Annotated in this window: 23 protein-coding genes and 1 other RNA gene; all 24 read right to left on the reverse strand. The window is 30.5% G+C overall.

From position 1 onward, the window contains the following. Nucleotides 1–69 precede the first annotated feature (69 nt). Nucleotides 70–1,512: an Rne/Rng family ribonuclease gene (locus BEE63_RS03305; RefSeq protein WP_066020027.1), complete on the reverse strand. Its 1,443-nt coding sequence runs from the start codon at nucleotides 1,510–1,512 to the stop codon at nucleotides 70–72. Between the two features lie 35 nt (nucleotides 1,513–1,547). After that, complete coding sequence (locus BEE63_RS03310) at nucleotides 1,548–2,264, reverse strand: TIGR03936 family radical SAM-associated protein (RefSeq protein ID WP_066020028.1); 717 nt, start codon at nucleotides 2,262–2,264, stop codon at nucleotides 1,548–1,550. Continuing rightward, nucleotides 2,233–4,101, reverse strand: a complete 1,869-nt coding sequence (locus BEE63_RS03315) for a TIGR03960 family B12-binding radical SAM protein (protein ID WP_066020029.1) — start codon at nucleotides 4,099–4,101, stop codon at nucleotides 2,233–2,235. The genes BEE63_RS03310 and BEE63_RS03315 overlap by 32 nt, the downstream gene beginning before the upstream one ends. 66 nt (nucleotides 4,102–4,167) lie before the next feature. After that, nucleotides 4,168–5,022, reverse strand: coding sequence for a M50 family metallopeptidase (locus tag BEE63_RS03320; RefSeq protein ID WP_066023145.1), 855 nt, complete (start codon nucleotides 5,020–5,022; stop codon nucleotides 4,168–4,170). A gap of 86 nt (nucleotides 5,023–5,108) precedes the next feature. After that, nucleotides 5,109–5,888 (reverse strand): murein hydrolase activator EnvC family protein, encoded by a 780-nt coding sequence (locus BEE63_RS03325; protein WP_066020030.1) that lies wholly within the window; start codon nucleotides 5,886–5,888, stop codon nucleotides 5,109–5,111. A gap of 243 nt (nucleotides 5,889–6,131) precedes the next feature. Beyond that, nucleotides 6,132–7,250 carry a rod shape-determining protein RodA gene (gene rodA / locus BEE63_RS03330; RefSeq protein WP_175400882.1) on the reverse strand — a complete coding sequence of 373 codons (1,119 nt, stop codon included), beginning with the start codon at nucleotides 7,248–7,250 and terminating at the stop codon, nucleotides 6,132–6,134. Between the two features lie 255 nt (nucleotides 7,251–7,505). Continuing rightward, a complete protein-coding gene (gene minE / locus BEE63_RS03335) occupies nucleotides 7,506–7,778 on the reverse strand; it encodes a cell division topological specificity factor MinE (RefSeq protein WP_066020032.1) in 273 nt (90 codons plus the stop codon). A 4-nt stretch (nucleotides 7,779–7,782) separates the two neighbouring features. Beyond that, nucleotides 7,783–8,583: a septum site-determining protein MinD gene (gene minD, locus BEE63_RS03340; RefSeq protein ID WP_066020033.1), complete on the reverse strand. Its 801-nt coding sequence runs from the start codon at nucleotides 8,581–8,583 to the stop codon at nucleotides 7,783–7,785. A gap of 395 nt (nucleotides 8,584–8,978) precedes the next feature. Then, a complete protein-coding gene (gene minC, locus BEE63_RS03345) occupies nucleotides 8,979–9,611 on the reverse strand; it encodes a septum site-determining protein MinC (RefSeq protein WP_066020034.1) in 633 nt (210 codons plus the stop codon). An 812-nt stretch (nucleotides 9,612–10,423) separates the two neighbouring features. Next, nucleotides 10,424–13,150, reverse strand: a complete 2,727-nt coding sequence (locus BEE63_RS03350) for a penicillin-binding transpeptidase domain-containing protein (RefSeq protein ID WP_066020035.1) — start codon at nucleotides 13,148–13,150, stop codon at nucleotides 10,424–10,426. 16 nt (nucleotides 13,151–13,166) lie between these two features. Further along, nucleotides 13,167–13,658, reverse strand: coding sequence for a rod shape-determining protein MreD (gene mreD / locus BEE63_RS03355; RefSeq protein ID WP_066020036.1), 492 nt, complete (start codon nucleotides 13,656–13,658; stop codon nucleotides 13,167–13,169). Nucleotides 13,659–13,668: 10 nt separating this feature from the next. Beyond that, entirely contained in the window at nucleotides 13,669–14,520 is an 852-nt protein-coding gene (gene mreC / locus BEE63_RS03360) for a rod shape-determining protein MreC (RefSeq protein WP_066020037.1), read from the reverse strand. 8 nt (nucleotides 14,521–14,528) lie between these two features. Then, nucleotides 14,529–15,533: a rod shape-determining protein gene (locus BEE63_RS03365; protein WP_066020038.1), complete on the reverse strand. Its 1,005-nt coding sequence runs from the start codon at nucleotides 15,531–15,533 to the stop codon at nucleotides 14,529–14,531. 26 nt (nucleotides 15,534–15,559) lie between these two features. Further along, nucleotides 15,560–16,246, reverse strand: a complete 687-nt coding sequence (radC, locus tag BEE63_RS03370) for a RadC family protein (RefSeq protein ID WP_066020039.1) — start codon at nucleotides 16,244–16,246, stop codon at nucleotides 15,560–15,562. 21 nt (nucleotides 16,247–16,267) lie between these two features. Continuing rightward, the gene (locus tag BEE63_RS03375; RefSeq protein ID WP_066020040.1) at nucleotides 16,268–16,867 is read right to left on the reverse strand and encodes a Maf-like protein; all 600 of its coding nucleotides are present in this window, start codon (nucleotides 16,865–16,867) and stop codon (nucleotides 16,268–16,270) included. Nucleotides 16,868–16,871: 4 nt separating this feature from the next. Continuing rightward, a complete protein-coding gene (locus BEE63_RS03380) occupies nucleotides 16,872–17,132 on the reverse strand; it encodes a DUF4321 domain-containing protein (RefSeq protein WP_066020041.1) in 261 nt (86 codons plus the stop codon). Nucleotides 17,133–17,915: 783 nt separating this feature from the next. Further along, nucleotides 17,916–18,599 carry a hypothetical protein gene (locus BEE63_RS03385; protein WP_066020042.1) on the reverse strand — a complete coding sequence of 228 codons (684 nt, stop codon included), beginning with the start codon at nucleotides 18,597–18,599 and terminating at the stop codon, nucleotides 17,916–17,918. 78 nt (nucleotides 18,600–18,677) lie between these two features. After that, complete coding sequence (locus BEE63_RS03390; protein WP_066020043.1) at nucleotides 18,678–19,172, reverse strand: GNAT family N-acetyltransferase; 495 nt, start codon at nucleotides 19,170–19,172, stop codon at nucleotides 18,678–18,680. A gap of 287 nt (nucleotides 19,173–19,459) precedes the next feature. Continuing rightward, a complete protein-coding gene (locus tag BEE63_RS03395) occupies nucleotides 19,460–19,651 on the reverse strand; it encodes a hypothetical protein (RefSeq protein WP_066020044.1) in 192 nt (63 codons plus the stop codon). 64 nt (nucleotides 19,652–19,715) lie between these two features. Beyond that, on the reverse strand, nucleotides 19,716–20,609 hold the full coding sequence (gene thrB, locus BEE63_RS03400) for a homoserine kinase (RefSeq protein WP_066020045.1): 894 nt from the start codon (nucleotides 20,607–20,609) through the stop codon (nucleotides 19,716–19,718). 21 nt (nucleotides 20,610–20,630) lie between these two features. Next, nucleotides 20,631–21,098 carry an ACT domain-containing protein gene (locus BEE63_RS03405; protein ID WP_066023146.1) on the reverse strand — a complete coding sequence of 156 codons (468 nt, stop codon included), beginning with the start codon at nucleotides 21,096–21,098 and terminating at the stop codon, nucleotides 20,631–20,633. Nucleotides 21,099–21,327: 229 nt separating this feature from the next. Further along, nucleotides 21,328–21,506: non-coding RNA, 6S RNA (gene ssrS / locus BEE63_RS03410), on the reverse strand. Between the two features lie 51 nt (nucleotides 21,507–21,557). Next, complete coding sequence (locus BEE63_RS03415) at nucleotides 21,558–22,463, reverse strand: chemotaxis protein (RefSeq protein WP_066020046.1); 906 nt, start codon at nucleotides 22,461–22,463, stop codon at nucleotides 21,558–21,560. A gap of 250 nt (nucleotides 22,464–22,713) precedes the next feature. Then, nucleotides 22,714–23,394 (reverse strand): isochorismatase family protein, encoded by a 681-nt coding sequence (locus BEE63_RS03420; protein WP_066020047.1) that lies wholly within the window; start codon nucleotides 23,392–23,394, stop codon nucleotides 22,714–22,716. Nucleotides 23,395–23,516: the final 122 nt, after the last annotated feature.

Here is a 23,516-nt window from a genome sequence, read left to right on the forward strand (position 1 = left end):
TATAAACCCTTTTTGTGCGGTCTACATGTGCCATTGTATCATATAGCTTACCTTTTGTAAAGAATTTTTTTACCCATAAATTTTATACTGCTGAATTGATACATCTCCCATAAGCTCTCTAAAATCCATTTTAAAGAAATCGCTTCTATGTTCGTACTTAACATAAACGTGAAGCTTCTCCGCACCTATATCATGTACAAATTTTTGCGTGTCACTTTTAATTTTATCCTTATACCTTATATCAATTTCAATATATACATTATTAATCTTTTCATGTTCCTTTAAGTATCTATTAAGCTCATTTCTCATAAGACTTTTAGCATAATCAAAACTCAGCTCGCTTCCGCTTCCACGGCAGGACATGCAATCTTCTTCAAGGTAATCATAAACTGATTTTCCCCTTCTTCTTCTTGCAATCTGAACTATATTTAATTCTGTAAAAGGATATATTATGGTTTTATTTTTATCATTCTTAAATCCGTCTATTAATATACTTATTATTCTATTTTTTTCCTCTGCACTATTAATATCTATAAAATCAATTACTATTATACCGCTTAAATTTCTAAGTATAACCTGGCGCACCACTTCTTTTGCCGCTTCCACATTGGTTTTAAAAGCCGTTTTAGACAAACTTGAATTTTTTATGTTCTTGCCTGAATTTACATCTATTACGTACATTGCTTCTGTTTTATCAATTACTAAATAACCACCGCATTTAAGCATAACTTTTCTATCTATGAGTTTAATTATCTTTTTCTCAAACCCATAGTATTCCATTAAGGTTATAGGATTATCATGTAATTTCAAATCGCATTTCATGTCTTTTTTGCCGTCTATATACTTTTTTATGTATTCAAAATCATTCACATCATTTACTACTACCTGGAGATCATCTTCATCAGAATTATCCCTCATTACTCTTTCTATTACTCCGCCGCTTTTATAAATGAGACCAAGCTTATTAGAGTATTTTGCCTTCTTACTTATGCCGCAGTAAATTTCATATAAACTTTTTATTTCTTCATTTATGTCATCAAAGTTAACATTTTGAGCATTTGTCCTTATCATTACTCCAACGTCGTCTGGTTTTTTTATATTTTTCTTTAGTTCCTCTACATATTTAGGATTAGATATTTTTTTTGAGATACTTATATCTTTATTCAAAGTAACTATAACAGAATACCTTCCTGGTATGGTTATTGCATTACTAACCTTAGGTCCTTTGCTACCTATGCTTTCCTTTATTATTTCAACTAATATCTCGTCACCTTTTTTTATATTTATATTATTGAATTTCTTATCCATGTAGAGGTATCCATTTTTCCCCCTACCTATATCCACAAAAGCACACTTTATAGCAGGTACTATATTCCTAATAACTCCCTTGTATATTTCTCCAGAATAAGTTTCTTCTCTTTCATCTTCTATAAAACATTGATTAAAAATACCATTTTCCTCTATAGCTACTTTTAGAAAGTCAGTACACCTCTCTATAAATACCTTTTTCAATTAAAACACCTCTTTTGTATCCCTGCATTTATAATTTAGCTAAAATACTTGTTCAGCGGAACTAACTTTTTGTTCTTAATAGCATACATTTCAACTCTTTTTATATCTGTAAAAGAATCTTTAAGTACGCTATTAGTATTCTTCTTTATATAATCACAGAGCAAATCCGGTGAAAGATTCTCACGACTTCCAGAGCTTATTGCAGTACGAATTTTTAATACATTATCTTCTATATTATAAGAAAGCTTTTTTACCATACTTTTAATATTAACTATCTTTTCGCTTTTTTTAGTCTTTTTAAGTATTGACCAATCCTCGCTCTTTAATAAACTTTCCATTTCTTCTTTAAGCTTAGATGTATTTTCATATTTAATTTTTATATCATATACAGCTGCTTCTATTACAGCCATGGAACTTTCAACTTTTTTACCTGAAGGATAATATTCATTTCTTATTTTAACCACATCAACAATTTTTAAAGCATTGGTTGAAGCTTTATTGAACTTTTCCTTTACTTCACTTTCAGGTATTTCATCGCTGAATTTTACATCCATATACTCACCATCAGAATAAACACCAACAGAAAGGGGCTGTGCTATTGACATCGTCATATGAGGATTGAATCCATGTGAATACTCAATAGGAAGATCAGCTCTCTTTATAGCTCTTTGGATTGTACGCATTAAATCAAGATGCCCAACAAATTTTATATCTGAACCCTTACTGTATTTTATTAAATAACGCACCTTCAAAGCACTTCCCTTCTTTAAAATTAATGTTAATTCCGCAGTTTTTACATCCCTGTCTACAATCAGGTGTAACTACCGCCTGTTTAGCCTTTTCATTTTCATTTATTAAGTATTCCTTATTAACTCCTATGTCTATAAAATCCCATGGAAGAACTTCATCATAACTTCTCTGTCTGTAAACATAAAAATCCGGATCGACACCACATTCTTTAAAAGCTTCCATCCATGTATCATTATTAAAATACTCAGACCATCCGTCAAACTTAGCTCCCTTTTCATAGGCTTTTATAATTACATCACAAACTCTTCTGTCACCTCTTGCAAGTGCTGCCTCAAGATAACTTACAGGAGTCTCATGCCAGTTATATGTAATAGCCCTTGTTCCATTTAATTCATCTCTAAGTCCACTTATTTTTTCTCTAACAGATTCTATATTATCTGCAGGAGACCACTGGAATGGAGTAAACGGCTTAGGTACAAATATAGATGTACTTAAAGTAACCTTAAGTCCTCTTTTCCTCTGATCTTTAGGTACTTTATAATATTCCTCTACTACTTTTTTACCAAGCTCACCTATGCCTCTTACATCTTCTTTAGTTTCATTAGGAAGTCCTATCATAAAGTAAAGTTTTATAGTAGTCCAACCGTTTCTAAAAGCACTGCTTACTGAATCCATAAGGTTTTGCTCTGTTACGCCTTTATTTATAACATCTCTCATTCTCTGAGTTCCGGCTTCAGGAGCAAAAGTAAGCCCCGATTTTCTAACCTTTTGAAGCTCTTTTATTAAATCGACTGAAAATGAATCTACCCTAAGAGATGGCAGCGATACACTTACATTTTTTTCTTTGTATTTTTCAATTAAACTGTATACAAGATTTTTAATATCTGAATAATCGCATATGCTTAAAGATGTAAGTGACATTTCCTCATATCCAGTACTTTTTATTATCTTATCAGCAAGCTCCATTAATTTATCCGTCTTCTTTTCCCTTACAGGCCTATATATCATCCCTGCTTGACAAAATCTACATCCTCTTGTACATCCTCTAAAAGTTTCAAGCATAATTCTATCATGTACTATTTCATTATATGGAACTATAAAATTTTCAGGATATACTACCTCATTAAAATTAGTTATTATCCTCTTCTTTACCTTTTTAGGTACATCGTCATAAAGAGGTTTAAATTCCTTTATAGTATTATCCTCATTATATGTAACATCATAAAGAGATGGCACATAAGTACCTTCAACATGTGATGCCATTCTTAAAAATTCTTTTCTGCTTAATTTATCTCTCTTGCATTTTTTATATAAATCAACCATCTCACTTAGGTGCTCTTCTCCTTCACCTAATGAGAATATATCCGCAATATCATAAAGAGGCTCTGGATTATAAGCACATGGTCCTCCACATATAATAATCGGGTCATCTTCACGCCTTTTAGATGCTCTTACTTCCACATTTGCAAGATTAAGCATATTGAGTATATTTGTATAACTCATTTCATATTGAAGAGTAAAAGCTATAAAATCAAAATTTGTTATAGGATCTTTTGATTCAAGAGCATAAAGCGGAATGTTATTTTCACGCATCAACTTTTCCATATCAGGCCATGGAGCAAAAACCCTTTCACAGTATGTGTCATCTCTTTTATTTAGCACATCATATAGTATTTTCATTCCAAGATGTGACATTCCAACTTCATAAACATCCGGAAAGCAGAAAGCAAATCTCACATCTATCTTTTCTTTATCTTTAATAACAGAGTTAAATTCTCCTCCTATATATCTGGCTGGTTTCTCAACTCTAAACAAAATATCATCAAAAGTGTTATTCATTAAATTTCCTCCTAAAAATCGCTCATTTTTATATTCTAACACATACATTAAAAAATGTTCAACATATTAATCATTTCTTTCTCTTAAACTCACTAATTCTCCAAAAGTTATATTGCCATAATTTTTAAGAGCATCCAAAATTTCTTCTTCATAAATTAAGTCTATAACTTTCATTTCCTCATTTAAGACTGTAAAAACTGTATATTTATTTTTATCCATTATCTTAAGTGAATTTATGAGATTATTTTGGTCTGATACAGAAATCATCCTATTTTCAATATACCCTTTTCTTAAAAATATTATTTTTTTTCTTAATATATCCCCCATAACAATATAGACCATCCTTCCCTTTTCTTTAAAAGAACAGAATAGTATAAAAAAAGCCACTACTAGCATATTTAAATTTTTAATATTAAAAAAAACACCTATAAGTGAAAATATACAAAATATTATTCCAATAAAAATACTTACACCTATGGTTATTTCATTAGATTTTCTATAATTTAGTTTACAAGAAAGCATATCCCTAAGTAATCGTCCCCCGTCAAGCGGAAATGCAGGCATTAAATTAAATATTCCTAATGAAAAATTAATAATACATAGAGAATATACTTTGTAGCCAAAATTATTTTTAAATAAAACATAAAAAATAGCTGCTAGAATTAAATTTAATAAAGGTCCTGATAAAGAAATAATAAAATCTTCCCTCTCTGTTGCATATTCTATATCCTTAAGCTTTAAAACTGCACCAAAGGGTAATATTTCTATATCAAAACCACTGAAACCCAATATTCTAGCAGTTAAATAATGTGTAATCTCATGAAGCAGAACAAAAATGAAGACATAAAAAAGTTCTCCATTAAAACCTATAATAAATAGAATTATAATATATGGAATAAAGTATTTGCTTAATTTAAACAACCAATCACTCCGAAATATTGCTTCTAGTTCTAAATAAATTGCAGAAGGCACTAAACTCTAGTTTACATGCCCCCTATAAAATCATTTTAATTGAATGTAAAATAATCTTCGGGATTTTTATTTTCTCCCATATACATTATTTCAAAATGAAGATAAGCCTTAGATTTATCGTCACTTTTTTTCACTTTTCCTATAGTTTCACCCTTTGTAACACCATCGCCCCTCTTAACTTCAATGGAATCAATATTTGAATATTTACTTTCAATGCCATCTCCATTATCAACCAAAATATATTTTCCTGTATCTTTGTCCTCTCCTACATTTTCTACAGTGCCATTATATATGTTTTTTACATTATCATTGTCACTTGCAGAAATATCAACACCTTTATTTTTACCCTTTGCACCATAGTGAGAAATAACTTTGCCCTCAATTGGTAATGCATAATCCTGCTTTATCTTATCAGCAAAGGTTTTCCCTCCTGTTATTTTCGTCCTTAAATCTTCAATATAATTCACAGAATCATTTTTAAAGGAATCCACATCAACTTTATTAGCATAAGCCTCTATGTTACTAACGTCCAAATCCCTAACTTGTGATATTAATGCTGAAAAGTCGTAATTATATGCCAGTGTATATTTAATGTAATTGCATGCTATTTTTGTTTCTGGAGTGGTAACACTTTTGCACCCCAATGCCACTACAAATAATATAAATGCACCTACAAGTTGAAATTCAATTTTCTTTACAATTTTTTGTCCCCAGTTTTTCTTGTTAATATCTCCTCTATAAACGCTGCTTGTTCTAGAATTTCTGTTTAATAATGCCCTGTAATAATTTTCGTACTGAGAATTGTAGTTACCCATTTTATCCTCCATTATCTATTAATAAAAATATAAAAATAAAGAGATTGCTTCAATGAATATTCTTTTTAATTTAAAAACAAAGTACACAAAAATAATTCAGCCTAAGCTAAACTCTTTAGTATAAGTCATTTAACTTCAATTAAAAATTTACATTCAGAAACAACCTCTTAAAATTAATTTCTTTATATATATATTTTCTTTTTATACTTTTATTACATATATAGAGCATAAATTCTATTACATTTAAAAACTAATTCCATCCTTAGTAATGCCTATTTTCAAAACAATTCCAACAGCTATAAAAGCAGTTAACATTGAACTTCCTCCATAACTCATAAACGGAAGTGTAAGCCCTGATATAGGTGCAATTCCTATAGCCATACCCATATTTATGTATATGGAAAACAAAAATGAAGCAGCTATACCAGCACAAAATATTTTTCCAAAAGTATCTCTTGCATTTCTACATGTTCTAATAACTCTATATAAAAATATACCATAAAATATTATAAGAACAATTGCACCTATAAGTCCCCACTCTTCACCAACTACTGCAAATATAAAATCTGTATAGTTTTCAGGGATATAACCGCCTTGAATTTGCGTTCCTTTTAAAAATCCTTTTCCCAAAACACCGCCAGAACCTATAGCAATCTGAGATTGAAGCAGCTGAAGACCTGATGTAGAGCTATACTTTTCTGGATTTAAAAAAGAAAAGAATCTCGCCTTCCAGTATGGCTTCATTAATGGTGTATTCCATATTGCCGCAACACCTCCAACAACACCAAATAACCCACCAAATATAACCTTGAGATCTAATCCTGCTATAAAAAATACACCGAGTACTATAAAAAAGCACACCATAGTCATTCCCATATCCGATTCAATTAAAATAAGTCCCATAGGAATTGCTGCATATATAAGTAACGTAAAGAAATTCTTAACATTATTTATTCCATCTTTCATGCCGTCAAGCTTTTTAGCTAGCATAAGAACCAGTCCAATTTTAGCAACCTCAGACGGCTGAATGGCTCTTTGTCCAATAGCGATCCATCCCTTTGCACCATTTCTAGTTGAACCAAAAATATCATTTACTATAAGCAGTACAATAGATGCCCAATATATTACTTCTGCATAATTTATAAAAAAGTTATAATCCATCTTAATTATTAAGTACACGCATATTAATCCTAAAACAAGCCACATTAGTTGAAGCTTCCACGTGTTTGAAATATCCGATTGATTATGAGCCGCACTATATACATTCATTGCACTGTACAGAGAAATTATTACAGGTACTAAGAGTAACGTAAAATCCATGTCTTTTAACGTTTTTCTATCAATTTTAATTTTATCTAATATCATGTCTCTTTCCCTCCACTTTTATGATTATACCATAAAAAAAAGAAAAAGCCATGCACTTATTCTACAATTGTGTACATAAAGGGTTGTCGCATTAAAAGTTAGTAATTTGTAGTTAAAAAATATTGCAAATTAATTTTTAGTGCAATATTTATTTTAAATGCAACAGCCATGTATACAACTCATAGATTTTTTATAGTTAAACTTTTTATGCATTTAACCATAAAACTTGGCACAGCTTTGTTCTAATGGATCTTACTTTCTTCTATTTTTCATAGATTTAATCGGTATATTTGCAACTAATGCTGGAGAATTTCCATCTTCTACATCAGTTCTTGTGAGCTTTACTTCCACATCAGAATTGTCTATTTCTACATACTTTGAAATTACGTTTAAAATTTCTCCTTTAATAAGATCTAAAAGTTCGGGAGACAAGTCTGCTCTATCATGTATAAGTATTAGTTTTAAGCGTTCCTTAGCAACTTCCTTGGAAGAATTTCTTCCAGAAAAAAAACCCAATAAATCCATACTTTTACCCCCTATTACCGCTGAATAATTTTTTTATTGCTGCAATAAAACCACTTTCACTTTCATACTTTTCAAATGGCACATCTTCTCCAAGCACCCTTCTAGCTATATCTTTAAAAGCTTTTCCAGCACTAGAATTCTGATTTAATACTATTGGCTCTCCTTTATTAGTAGAAACCGTTATCTGCTTATCATTAGGTACAACACCTATAAGCTTTATAGCAAGATTATCTATAATATCTTCGATTCCAAGCATATCACCGCGCTTAACCATGTCATAATCAATTCTGTTTACAACAACCTGATGGTCATCTATACCCTTTGCATCAATTTTACCTATAACTCTATCTGCATCTCTTACAGAAGTAACCTCAGGATTTACAACAACTATAGCTCTATCAGCTCCAATTATTGCATTTTCAAATCCCTGTTCTATACCAGCAGGACAATCTATAATAACATAATCGAACTCTTCTTTTAATTCATTTACTAATTTCAACATTTGCTCAGGCTTAACATCATTTTTATCCCTCGTTTGTGCTGTTGGAAGTAAAAATAAATTTTCATAATGCTTGTCCTTAATTAATGCCTGCTTTAATCTACAATTTTCTTCTACTACATCAAGAAGTGTGAAAACTATCCTATTTTCAAGTCCCATAAGTACATCTAAATTTCTAAGTCCAGTATCACCATCTATAAGTACTACCTTTTTTTTCATTGAAGCAAGAGCTGTACCAATATTTGCAGTAGTGGTTGTCTTACCAACTCCGCCTTTTCCTGATGTTACTACTATAGCTTCTCCCATCAAACTTACCTCCATTGAATATTTTATTAGGCGAATAGTCATATATTAATATATTTTTTACAATTATATAAATTACTACCTTCTTAAATATTATAGCAAATATATTTTACATATACTATAAAAGTAAACAAATTATTTTTGCTTTAGACTGTATTTTAAATAAACGCTCTTTATTGCACTTATTTACATTCTACAATAAATAAAAAAATCCTTCCTTGTATTCACTTATTTTAAAACAATTATAATTATAATTTATTCTTCAGTGAAATAAAAGTAAATTTTATCCATGCAAAAATATGCAACATAAGTCCATTTTTAATTATCGTATAATTTACATACTTTTTAATAAGTAATTTCAAAAAAAATGAGGGATTCTCCCCCAACACATAAGCTTGCTATATGAACTTATTAGGTAAATACGGTTCTACTATTATAGAGTTTCCCTTTAATTTTGCAACTTCCGGATAATCAGGTTTTTCATCATCTTCTGGTGATCTTGATATAAACTTTGATATTTGAAGTATTTTAGGTTGAAGTCTAAACGCTGAAATAATTGCTCTTTCATTGCCACTAAATCCTGCATGAACGTCTCCCCTTAAAATGCCAAAAACCATTACATTTCCGCCAGCATAAATTTCAGCTCCTGGATTTACATCACCTACAATTACAACATTTCCTGAATATCTAATAATCTGACCACTTCTTATGGTTCTTCTTATAAATTTAGTACGTCCCTCATATATACCAGTAAACATTTTATTTCTTTTTTCATCACTTTCTTCAAAAGTACAATCCTTTATGAGAAATTCATCAAATAAAATGTCTTTAAGTTTTCGCATATCTCTTTCATTGATTTCCTTAAGCTGCGTTACTATTTTAAGAGTACATCCTTTGTAAAATCTTTTTCCCTTTGACAATTTAGAAACAAACTTTTCAAGCATTTCGTCAAAATCCTTGAAACTATTCATATTGATTATTACATTAAGACCCTCTCTATTTCCCTTAATAATTATTCCGTCTCTAAACATACTAATCCTCCACAATTCTATGAGTAGTCTCACTAAAAAGAAACCCAAATAAGCTCAAAGCTAAAAGGTGCTATTTCCATTTATACCGAAAAAGCCCCATAAATTTAAGCTTATATATTGCCATTACTTAATATAATTCAACATTATTTTACGAATTCCTTCTTTTAATATTCTAAGGGAAGCAATAATATTTTGAAACATTAAATAAAAATCATAAGTCTAAGATTCAAATTATAAAAATACTAATAAATTTTAATAACTCGCTGAAAAGATTGCTCAAACAAATTAAAATTTCTAAGTCTTTTTATAATTTGAATCAAGATTTATTGAATTTTATTTAAACCGTTTCCAAAATATTATTGCTTCCCTTAACATAAAGGCAATGTAAATTTTTCTACGCTTCACTACGAAAAATATTATCATACACGGGGCTCTGGAGAACCTATTATCCTTCTTAACCGAATGTAAGCACTTTCCTAATACGGAATTCTAATATCAAAGACAAACTCCCCATATGCTGACAAGCGAAGCAATGTCAGCACCTCACAGACTAATGATATTTAGCACACATTATTTACACCCAAAATTCCGTAGGTACGGAGGAATTTTTTCCTTGCCTCACCCCCAAAGGGAAGTAACAGTGATGAAGGAACGATTTAAAAAAAGGCTAATAAATCTTGGTGAAAAAATCACAAGATGCTTAGATTTTCAATCTGTTTGAGCATTTTCTCAGCGAGTTATTGAAATATCTTAGCATTTTGCGATTTTTTCACCTTAGATTTATAGCCTTTTTTTAATGTTCCAAATCACTGTTACTTCCCTGTTGTATCTACTTCAGGTTTTGCATCAACATCTATATCAAACTTGAAATTTTCTGCTTTAAGTATATCCTTAAAATAAGCTTCATACATATCCTTCGCAATACCTGCAACACCAGCACCAAAACCACCATCGAATATTACTATAGCAACTGCTATTTTAGGTTTATCGCTAGGTGCAAATCCAACATAAAGTGCATATGACGATCTATCTATTTGACTTTCTAAATCACTACTATACGGATCGGCTGTACCAGTTTTTCCTGCTGTAGGGATTTTAAAGTTTGCAAAAGTACCTGCTGCAGTACCTCTATCATTAACAGCATTCATTCCTGCCTTTACTGAAGCTATATTAGCTGCTTTAACACCTGTATCTTGAACAACTTCAGGTTTATCTTCATACACCGTTTTCCCATTAGCATCTGTAATCTTCTTCACAAGATGTACCTTGTATCTTTTTCCACCATTAGCTATAGTGGCAATATAATTGCAGAGCTGAAGAGGAGTAAACTGATTAAGACCCTGACCTATAGCAGCACTATAAATGTTTGTTGGGTTTTTAGCCTGATAATCATCTTCTGATTCCTGACTTACTATTCCACTTACAATAGCCTTTATATCCGCTTGTGAAAATGTCTTTCCCTTATAAAGTGGATCTGTGCTTATAAGTTGATTTACAAGCTCTTCTGTTTTATTTCTATCAATTTTACCTGTTGAAATAGAAGTTCTCATATTACTTTTTATAGCTGCTTTTAACGTAGAAAGTGTCTTTGAATCGCTATCATTAGTATACAAATTTATATTTACGCCCTTTAAATACTTACCACTTTGAAGGTCTTCCATTATAGTCCATTGACCCTGCTGCGCAAAACTCTGTTTTGAACTATAAAGGTTATATACCTGACCAAAGTTTTCTTGAATTTCTATACCCGTAGTCGGATTTACATTGGAGTTAGGTTGTACACCAAGTCCAAATTTCCATGCATATTGTGCCAATGAATCAAGCCCAGCTTTCTGTCTTAAAAGTTTTCCAACGGTCATAAAGTAAGCATTACTAGACTTAGCAATTGCGCCTATAAGATTATTACTACCCTGCGGTCCATCAGCCTTAAATACAGTATGGAAGCCGGCTCCATCATCAAATGATCCAGGATCATCAATAGTTGTATCCTGAGTTATAGCACCAGTCTCAAGTCCTGCTATAGCTGTAAGTGGTTTAAATGTGGAACCTGGTGGTATTAATGACAACGTTGCATAATCATAAAGAGGTTTAGGAAGATAATCATATTTATCTATTCTAATATTTGGATTACTTGTACTCTTAGGAAACAAAGTATCATATAAATTTTCTGGAACTCCGACAGATTTTGCTTGAGAAATCAAATCCGTTGAAAAATATTTTGACAGCGTATCCTTAGAAAGACCATTAGGGTCTGCAAAATCGTTAGGATTAAAATTAGGAACAGAAGCAAGTGCTAAAACTCCTCCAGTATCTACATCTATAGCTACCGCAGCACCTCTTGTTGCATTACCTAAATATGAGCTTCCAGAATTAGAATTTGCATATCCTTGCTTTCTTAAAGAAGACATTGTATTTATAAGTGCCTGTTCTGTTGCATACTGTACATCTTTATTTATTGTAAGCTGAACATTCTGTCCTGGATATGGATCTTTTTTAGCAAGTTCATCCGTTATTTTTCCCTGCTTGTTTACTTCAACAATTCTTCCACCAGATGTTCCTTTAAGTCTGTCCTCTAATGCAGCTTCAATACCAGATGTACCAATAAGATCACTATTAACATCATAACCTTCTTCTGTATACTTCTGTGATTGCCCTGTACTTGACGGAGTTATCTTACTTATATATCCTAAAACGTTAGAAGCTAAATTACCATAAGGATAACTTCTTATAGGATCAATTGAAATATCTACTCCTGGAAGTTCATCAGATTTTTGAAGTATATTAAAAGCTGTATCCTTTTTTACATTACTTGCTATAATAACAGGCTTATATCCTGAATTCATTTTAATAGCATCTTTTACTACCATAAATCTTCTAATATCATTAATATCACATTGTTTACTTATAGTATTACCATCAATTGTAATTTTATAAGAATTAGGTATTTTATAAGTTTTAACAAGTGAATCAAAAACCTCTTTAGGAGTATATTTTAGAAGAGCATTATTTACTTCATTTAGTTGAGCAGTAGTAAGTTCATCTTCCTTTGTTTTTCCATTATGCATCTTCTTTATAATAGGCTCTTCAAAGCCTCTGTCTTTTAAAAATCTAAGCTGCATCTTTTTTACTTCATCTGGATTCGTAGTATTAAAGTCAAAACTAAATCCAGAAGCAGCATCATACTTTAATGCAAAACTATCATTTTGCTTCTCACCATTTTTATCAATAATATAGAACACCTTAGCAGCAGTATTATAAAAACTATTTTTATTACCATCAGTTTGAATATAAGTAACATCATAGCTTTGCTTATTCGTTGCAAGAAGTGTTCCTGTTGAATCCGTTATTTCTCCCCTAGGGGCAACTGCCTTTATAAACTTATGAGCCGTGCTGTTAGCTTTTGCCTTGTAGGAGTCCGTTTCAACTATTTGAAGATCTACAAGTTTAGCAATAATACCTGAAAATACAAAAAGTGCGACTAAAATCAATGCAGTAAATCTATTAAATATCTTTTTTAACTTTGTTTTTTTTCTATTCATAATCTATTACCTCACTTTAAAGTCTCCACTTTGTTATCATATAGTCTTTTTGACACAACTTGTAAACCCATATGTATATAAATATTCCCAAAACAAAATTATAGATTGATCCATATAAGCTAAAACTTATATCGCTATAACTTTTACATAAATATAAGATTACAAACATTAAAATACCTTTTATAAAGGACATTATAAAAATGACTATTGTTGGTATAAAAGCTTTTTCTTTAAACAAATTTTTACCTATAGCTCCTGCTGCAACACATAATATCATGTCAAGAAGCATGTTTACACCAATCCCATTAAAAAGGTAAATATCCTGAATAAACCCTGCAGCAATTCCAATAACAACACACGGCCATCCTTCATTTATTATTGAATAACTTATTATAAAAATAAAAAGCAGACTAGGGTAATATCCTTTAATGTTAATAAACGGTGCTATACAATTATCTATAAACGTAAATCCCAATATACATAATAATAATGTTAAAAATTTTCTCATAAAACATCACCTAATATTTAATTTCGCTTGTATCTTTTGGAACTACTATGAATACCCTTTGGAGTCTTGTAAAATCAACAGCTGGCTCAATTATAGCTTCTCTCTCCATTTTACCTTTGTTGTCTTCAACACTTGTAACCTTACCTATTATTATATCCTTAGGATAATCCGATCCAATTCCAGATGTAACTATAGTATCTCCTTCTTTTATGTCTGAATTCAAAGGAAGCATAGTTAATATTGCTAAATTTTTGCTCTTATCTGCATTATCAGTATATCCTGTAACAATGCAATCATTAACCTGTGTTCTTTGGATAAGCGCTGCAACAGACACATTTTCACTTGAAATAGTTTCTATTTTGCAATAATTACTTGCTGCAGAAGTAACTTTACCTATAAGCCCTGCATCATTAATTACAGCCATACCTGGTTTTACTCCATCTTTAGTTCCCTTATTTATAACATATCCTTTTAATATGCCGGAACCACTTTTTAATACTATATCGCCACCAACATAATCATACTCAGAGTGATCTTCTTTAAACTTAAACATTCTCTTAAGTTCAGCATTTTCATTTTTAAGAGAATCATAAGCTGCTGCCTTTTGCTTAAGCTGACTATTCTTTGACTTTAGTGTTTCATTTTCCTTTTGAACTTCTGAAAAATTAAGTGCGAATCCTACAGCCCCTTTAATATTGTTATTGATATTATAAAAGAAACCTTGTACAGAATTAAATACTGTACCTACTCCATTCTCTACAAAAGAAACCTTTTCCCTCTTAACTGTGTATCCTATTAATATCAAAAAGCTAACTGACAGAACAACAATCGTTACTGTCAGCCTATTTTTAAATAGTTTCATTTAAGCCACTAATCAGTTAACTTCTCAAAATGATCTAGAGCTTTGCCAGCTCCAAGGGCTACACAATCAAGGGGAGATTCTGCTATATGTACAGATATATTGGTTTCTTTACTAATTAGCACATCAAGACCTTTAAGAAGTGCTCCACCACCGGCAAGCATAATTCCTCTATCCATGATATCAGCTGCAAGTTCTGGAGGTGTTTTTTCAAGAGCAAGTTTTATTGAATCAACTATGGAAGCTACTGGCTCTCTCAAGGCATCTCTAACTTCTTCTTCACTTATTTCAACAGTTTTAGGTAATCCTGTTACAAGATTTCTTCCTTTTATAACTATATTTTCTAAAGTTTCTTCAGTTTTAAATGCTGAACCCATTTTCATTTTTATTATCTCAGCAGTTCTCTCACCTATCATAAGATTGTATTCTCTTTTAATGTAACTTATTATTGCCTGATCTAATTCATCTCCTGCAACTCTAAGTGATTTACTAGTAACAATTCCGCCTAAAGACACTACTGCTACTTCTGTAGTACCTCCACCTATATCTACAATCATACTTCCTCTTGGTTCTTCAACTGGAAGACCTGCTCCAATAGCCGCTGCCATAGGTTCTTCCATAACCTTTACTTCTCTTGCTCCTGCTCTTTTAGCAGCTTCCTTTATTGCTCTTCTTTCAACTTCTGTTACGCCTGAAGGATGGCAAATAAGAATTCTAGGACTTGCAAATGCACTTTTAGCACTTATCTTAGTTATAAAACTCTTAAGCATATTTTCTGTAACATCAAAGTCTGCAATAACACCGTCTTTTAAAGGTCTTATTGCTACTATATTTCCAGGTGTTCTACCTATCATTTGCTTTGCTTCATTTCCGACAGCAAGAACCTCTTTATTATAAGTATTAATAGCAACAACAGAAGGTTCTCTTAATACTATACCCTTACCTTTCACATAAACCAGTGTATTAGCTGTTCCAAGATCTATTCCCATATCTCTTGATATTCCAAAAAAACCCATTAATTTATCTCCTTTCATTAACTACGTTATATTAGTCCCTCTTCTTTTAAACTAACATATATACCTTCCCCAACTATTATATGATCTAAAAGCTCTATTCCTATTATCTTGCTGCACTCAAAGAGTCTTTTAGTTATATTTATATCCTCATTACTTGGTTTTGGATCACCCGAAGGATGATTATGACACAATATAATTGATGCTGCGTGTTTTAATATTGGCTCAACATATACCTCTCTAGGATGAACTATAGAAGAATTTAAACTTCCTACAGAAACATCAGATATCTTTATAACTATATTCTTTGTATTAAGCATAATGACATATAAGTGCTCCTTATTAAAACTTTTTAATTCTTCCATAACAAGATTAACAGCATCTCTAGGCGATGTGATTTTATACTTTTCTCCAGATTTATATGTTTTAAATCTTTTGAAAAGCTCACCTACCGCTATAATTTGAACTGCCTTCGCATTGCCTATGCCTTTTATCTTCTTAAGTTCTTCAAGTTTCAAATTCAAAACACCATTTAAGCCGCCATTTTCACTTAAAATCCTGCTGCTTAAATTAATTATATTCTCATTTAATGTTCCTGTCCTAAGTATAATAGCTAAAAGCTCACTATTTGAAAGCACTTCACTTCCATACCTTAAAAGCCTTTCTCTAGGTCGCTCACTTTTAGGTAAATCCGCAATTTTAAGATTGTTATTCATAAAAATTCATCAATCTCCTATTTATAGATTTACCCCCATCTCCAAAAGAATTTTATATAATCTATTTATGGGCAGCCCTACAACATTATAATAGCAGCCCTTAATTTCTTCAACAAAAATTGAAGCTTTCCCTTGAATACCATATGCGCCTGCTTTATCTTTATATTCACCACACGCTATGTAATTTAATATGGCTTCACGTGATAAATCGGAAAACTTCACATCCGTATATAAAAAATCTTTTCTAGTCAAGTTGTTTTTAATGTCTATAACTGCAATACCTGAATAAACCTTATGAGTTCTACCACTAAGCCTAGAAAGCATATTAAAAGCTTCCTCAGAATTCTTTGGCTTACCAAGTATTTCACCATCAATTGAAACTACCGTATCACACCCTATTATAAAGATTTCATCTTCATCTTTAAGCAAAGATTCCTCTTTAATCTTATTAAGTGTACTTTGTGCTTTAGATTCAGCCAAAGTCATTACGTAGTCTCCAACATCCCTAGTATTTTCAATAGAACTTTCATCAAAATCACTTACTATAGTAATAAAATCCTCAGTAATATTTTTTAGAAGTTCACGTCTCCTGGGTGAAGCTGATGCTAAAACTAATTTCATGATCTCACTTCCTAATTTTGCTATATATTATTATTGCCATTACTACCCCTGCTACAGCCATTAAATTAATATTGAAGTTTAATCCGAAAGTAAAACTAAAAACTTTAAGATCAACTACAAGCGGTTTAGCTGTTCCAATACTATATGCTTTTCTAAGGAATTCAACCCGTGTAAAATGTTCTCCCAGTATATCTCCAACTAATGAACCACCTATACAACCTATTAGAGATAGAAATAAAACATCCCTGAAATTCTTACCTTTCACCTTACCTAACTCCCTACATCAAATATACATCTTTTATAGTTTATCATTTAATATACTCTTAAACAAGTCTTTAAAAGATTATTAAAAAATTTTTTATTTTATTTTTAAAAATGTGTACATTAATAACTAGTAATTAAGAATAATACAATGTAATAGTGCTAAAGGAGCTATTTAGATAAATTCTAATAAATCTTGGTAAAAAAATCGTAAAATACTTAGATGTTTCAATTGTATCATGCACAAAGTTCATCCCCTGCTGGCGAGCAAAACAATGTCAGCACCTCACAAACTAATTATGTCTACTACACATTATTTACACCCAAAATTCCGTAGGCACGTAGGAATTTTTTCCTTGTTTTACCTCATAAAGTGAAGTAACAGTGATGAAGGAACGATTTAAATAAATGCTAATAAATCTTGGTGAAAGAATCGTAAAATACTTAGATGTTTCAATTGTATCATGCACAAAGTTCATCCCCTGCTGGCGAGCAAAGCAATGTCAGCACCTCACAAACTAATTATGTCTACTACACATTATTTACACCCAAAATTCCGTAGGCACGTAGGAATTTTTTCCTTGTTTTACCTCATAAAGTGAAGTAACAGTGATGAAGGAACAATTTAAAAAAATGCTAATAAATCTTGGTAAAAAAATCGTAAAATACTTAGATGTTTCAATTTGTCTGAGCTTTTTTCCAGCGAGTTATTGAAATATCTTAGTATTTTACGATTTTTTTACCTTAGATTTATAGCATTTCTTTAATGTTCCGAATCACTGTTACTTCACTTTATCTTCATTAATTCATTATAAATAAAAATCTCATTTTCATTTATGTTGTCCCTATTAATATCGCTTGAAAGACTAGCTATATGTTTTTTTATTTCTTGAATAACTTTGTAGTTTTTGTAATCTTCATTCGCATTTTGAAGACTAGAGCACCACTTTTTTAATGAAGAAACCTGAACTGACTTTACATTCTTATCATTAAACTTATTTATAATTTCTAGATATGCACTTATTATATCGTACAGCTCGTCCCCACCTAAATCACTCTTGCTAAAACTAATAGTAAATTTATTAAAGTCAAACTTATTGCTTTTAACATTTTTTTCATAAGCATCATAATCTTTTTCACTACAGGCAGCATAAATTACTTTGTATAATCCTTTATTCTTTACTTCAAACGGCGTACCTATATTATTTAAGTCATTAAGAACTTTATCCGCATTTTCCTTCTTTGAATTAGCTGAGCACTGGATAATAAAAAAATTCGCCATTCCTTCACTTTTTTTATCATTTTCTTTTGATACAATTTTAGCATTTTGAGATGTACCGCTCGCTTTAATAAAAGTTTTAAATATAACCGTTCCAATTAAAAATGATAAAAATAAAACCAAAGTCAAACAAATCACAAAAGGCATACTGCTACTTTTTTTATGTTTTAAATCATATCTAGTATATCTCATTTTCTCATCTCCTAAAGTATAATATTTATTATATATATATTAACTTTAGGTGTAATTTATGATTTATATATAAAAACTTCAAGAAATATTCTTTTCCATTATTATAAGATCTTCTTTATATTCCTTATCTGAATAAAATTCCTTATTTACTCTAATCATTTTAAAATCATTATTCTGCCACATTTTTATCATATTCTTCTCACTTTTAGTAATGCCAGTTATAAAATCGCAAATACCAAAGTTATTATAAAAATACTTTAATATGTTCATTAATATATTCTGACTTTCCTTAGAAGTACTATATCTTTCATCTATGAAAAAGTAAGAAATCCATACAATATTCCTGCTTTTAAATTCTATCCTTCCTCTAAAAACTCCTATGAATTCTTCATTTTTTAATATTTTAGTAAAGAATTCATATTCACTCATGTAGTATCCTAAAAACACTTCATCAAATCCATTACCATTGAGGCAAAATTTCTTATCTTTCAGCATACTTTTTAAATCGCTTATATCTTCTCTTTCAATATTCTTTACACTTATATCTTCAAATTCTATATCTACATCAAACATAATTTCACCTCTAAAAATTAATTCGATATTGAGGTGAATTATCCTTTAATTTTTTATTTTAAGCAGCATAAGCGATTTCTACTTATACACGTAAAAAATTAAGAATGATGGTAAATTTTTCTCCTATTTGCTCCGAAAAACCTGAGAACTTATAAATACTCCATTCACCTAAGGCAAATGTTCTTTTCTAAGTTAGTAGGCTTTCCAAAGCAAAGTGGTAGAAAATCATCCTTCATTCTTAATTCTTAATTTTTCTAAAGTAGGTAACAGCCTATATAAATTTTTAACTACCCAAATAATTCTTCTTCATCAACTTCTTTAAAATTAGGGATAGCAAAAGGCGGCGAATAGTATCTTTGAGCAGGACAAAACTGCCTAGAATTTCTCATACATGGATTAAATTCAAATGGACAATCTTCATAGGGTGCTCTAGATACATGATTCATATTGTTTTCATAGTTACAGCCATAATATTCCATACATTATTCCTCCCAAAAATAAAAGCTATGCTAGTATTAATGGTATATGTATATTCAATATGAATTATTTTATGACTACAGCCCCATCATTATCTTTCTCCGCTTCGAATACTTTCCAATTATGTTTTAATCCCTTAAGATAATTCTCCATCTTATAAATAAACTCAGTATCTCCCCCATCTATAACCGCAATCAGAGTAGAACCCGATCCACTTATAAATTCACCAAGAGAACCATTTTTCTTAGCATTAATAAAAATCTCATCCACATTATTTATTAATTTTTTCCTATAAGGCTGATGAATTTTATCTTCAAACACATATCTCAATTTTTCGTTCTCACCGTTATTTAAAGCAGAAATAAGCATGGCACATCTCGATACATTAAATACTGCATCTTCCCTCGAATATGAATCTGGCAGTACTTTCCTAGATGCCGCAGTACTCACTTTAAAATCAGGTACCATTACAGCATACTTTAAATTTGATTTTTCATTAACCTTTGAGTAAATTATATTTCCATTATCATTTATACTTATTACAATGCCACCTAAAAGTGCTGGTGCAACGTTGTCTGGATGTCCCTCAATATCAACTGCTATAGAAAGCATATCTTGAACTGCCATATTTCCTTTTAAAAGCGCATTAGCCCCAACTATTCCACCAACAATACAAGCTGCACTACTTCCAAGTCCCCTTGACAAAGGTATATTTGTTCTTGACATATCTATTTTAAAACCTTTATATCCTCTATTCAAAAAATTATATACTTTCACAATACTTTTATAAGTCAAATTTTCTTTATAGTTTCTATCAAGCTTCCCATTTAAAAGCTTAATTTCTGTTTTGCCCTCTGTCTCCTCTATAGTTATTTCATTATAAAGCTTAAGGGCCATACCTAACGTATCAAATCCAGCCCCCATATTTGCACTTGTGGCAGGTACTCTAACTCTGATCATATTTAAACACCCCAATATTTTTTATTCCATTGCTACAATTTCAACCTTCAATACATTTTTAATTTTTTTAAGTTCCTCTACTATCTCCTTGATATCACCTTCTATGCGGCTTATATCAAAAGTAATATTTACATTAGCTGTATTATTTATAGGTATATCCTGATTTATTGTAAGTATATTACAAAGACTTTGAGCTAATTTATCTAAAACTTCCGATAAAGTTCCCCTTCTATGTTCTATCAAAATTGATATAGTGACCTTTTGACTTTTAAGTCCATCAGAAACTTTAAAAACATAATCTTTATATTTATAATAAGTACTCCTACTTATGCCAACCTTTTTAACTGCCTCTGTGATATCTTTAACCTTGCCCATTCTCAAAAGTTCCTTTACAGCTATAACCTCATCAAATACATCAGGAAGTACAGCTGTATCAATAAGTAAATATTTTTTAGGTGCAGTCGTACTAATTTCAATCACCGCTTCCATGTTTTTATTAAGCAAACACTTGTATGTACTTCATGAACTAACGTACTAATAATATCATAAAATAATCTTAAAAACAATAACCTTTTATAATGTGATAAGACTGTACCATTCACATTTCACCTTAAATATAAAAAGTCACTTATGATTTATTAGCTTCTTTAAGTTAAAAATTCATAAAATTAGTTTCACATATAAAAAAAAGAGAGGTACATACCTCTCTTTTTCCACATATACATCCAAAATACCGCTGCTCTTTCGTTGACAACCTATCCGCTGATAGGTGGGTGTCCTCAAAAGTACTTCTATCTTTTCTCTACTACGAGAAATCCATATCTATACTCTTATATTGAACTCCCGTTTTAAAACTGTAGGTTCAAGATAAGAGCTTGGCGAATACTTCAGAAAATATTTGATTTATAACGTTTACTTAAGCTTATTATAGCACATTTCAAAATAAAATCAATGTTTTTCAACTAATTCATCTATAATTCTAATAAGATCTCCAACTTCAGGTTTACTTATCTGTGCATCTGCTCCTACAGACTCACCTTTATGTTTTAATTCATCTGTAATAAGGGATGAAAAAATTATAACTGGAATGTCTCTCAAAAGTGGGTTTTCTTTTATCTGTCTTGTAAGAGCATGTCCATCCATCTGCGGCATTTCTATATCAGTTATAACCAACTGAACCTCATCTTTTACCTTATCGCCTTTTTCTTCGGCAATTTTTTCAAGGTAGTCTAAAAGCTGTTTTCCATCATCAAATATCTCTAATTTTGTAAATCCAGCTTTAGCTAAAGTATCTTTTAAAAGTGTCCTTATTAAAGTAGAGTCATCAGCCATTGCAATTCTTATACCAGATCTATCTTTATACTCAATATTGCCAATTCTTTCTTCACTTATTCCTGTTTTAGGGCTTATATCTGTAACTATTTTTTCAAAATCAAGCATTAATAATATCTTTTCATCTAAAAGTACATGTCCTATAACCAATGGATTATCTGAAACATCGTCTGGTTTTAAAATTTCTTCCCACTTAATACGATGAACTCCAACTATTGAATCAATGTTAAATGCTACTTTTATCTTATTAAATTCACATATTATTACTTTAGAGCATGATTTTACTCTTTCGCCCTTATTTATTACATACTTTAAGTCCACAAGAGTTATTATTTCATTCCTACACAATATAAGTCCAGCTATTGCAGGATTTGTTTCCGGCAATCTTGTTATTTTTCCTCCCTCTACTTCAACTACTTCCTTAACCTTTATGATATTAATTGCAAAATGCCTATCTCCAATCATAAATTCAAGTACTTCCAATTCACCTGTTCCTGATTCAAGCAGTATATTACTTTCCATAATAAATTCCTACCTTTCCTATTTACTTAATTTACATATTTTCATAATTCATTTTTCATATAAAGTCGTAAGTATACTAGACAAACGCCTAAATTATATATATATTAATCCTCAATTTTTGGGTGTTGCCCATTTAATTATAGCGTTTTAACTAAAATCCTTATAATTTGTTTTAATATATATATCGTAATTTTTTAGATAATTATTATATCAATATATCCTATATCAAAGAATTTTTGAGCACATTTAATTATTTTATATCTTTAACTATCTCAATACCATTCATACTCATATTGTATAATGCAAATATGTTCATTAAATCTCCATTGTGATTTGTCTCATCTACATCAAATGTTTCAACGGCTTTTACAGGTACAATTATTCTGGATTTTATATTTTTTTCATTAAAAAATGCCTTTTGAGTTAAGCAAAAATTCATAATACAAATATCCGTAACATCACCTACTACTATCATATTAATTTTATCTAAATTATTCTTAAGCCAATCACTATAAGAATCACATAAGAATCCGTTAACGCTGTTTTTTTCACATATAGTGGCATTTTCACTAGCAAAATCTTTTAACTCATCAACTATTTCACTTTCAGTAGTTCCTCCAATGCAATGTGGTAAAAAAGCATCAAATTCAGCAGACTTTTCTGTATGTTTATCCACGAAAAATATCTTATTGTAATCCTTAAAAAGATTATTAATTTGTACAGCATAAGGTATTATTTTTTCAACTCGCTGTGAACTTAGATTTCCACTTTTGCAGAAACCATTAATCAAATCAACATTTATAATAACAGTGTTTTCTTTCTTAAATTCCTCTAAATTTATTTCTTTTAAATTTTGTAGACCTTTAATTATTCCCAAAATCGATTTATTTACATCTTCAATAAAACTTTTCTCATTATTTAATTCACGCATCACTGCACCACCTTTAAATCTTATTATAATCGGCAGAGTTTAGTAATATACTCTTAATAAATAAACTACCACAGCCATATATTTTTATCAATATAAAATACATGTAATTCTTATAAACACAT

Source organism: Clostridium pasteurianum, from assembly GCF_001705235.1.
GTDB classification, from domain to species: Bacteria; Bacillota; Clostridia; order Clostridiales; family Clostridiaceae; genus Clostridium_S; species Clostridium_S pasteurianum_A.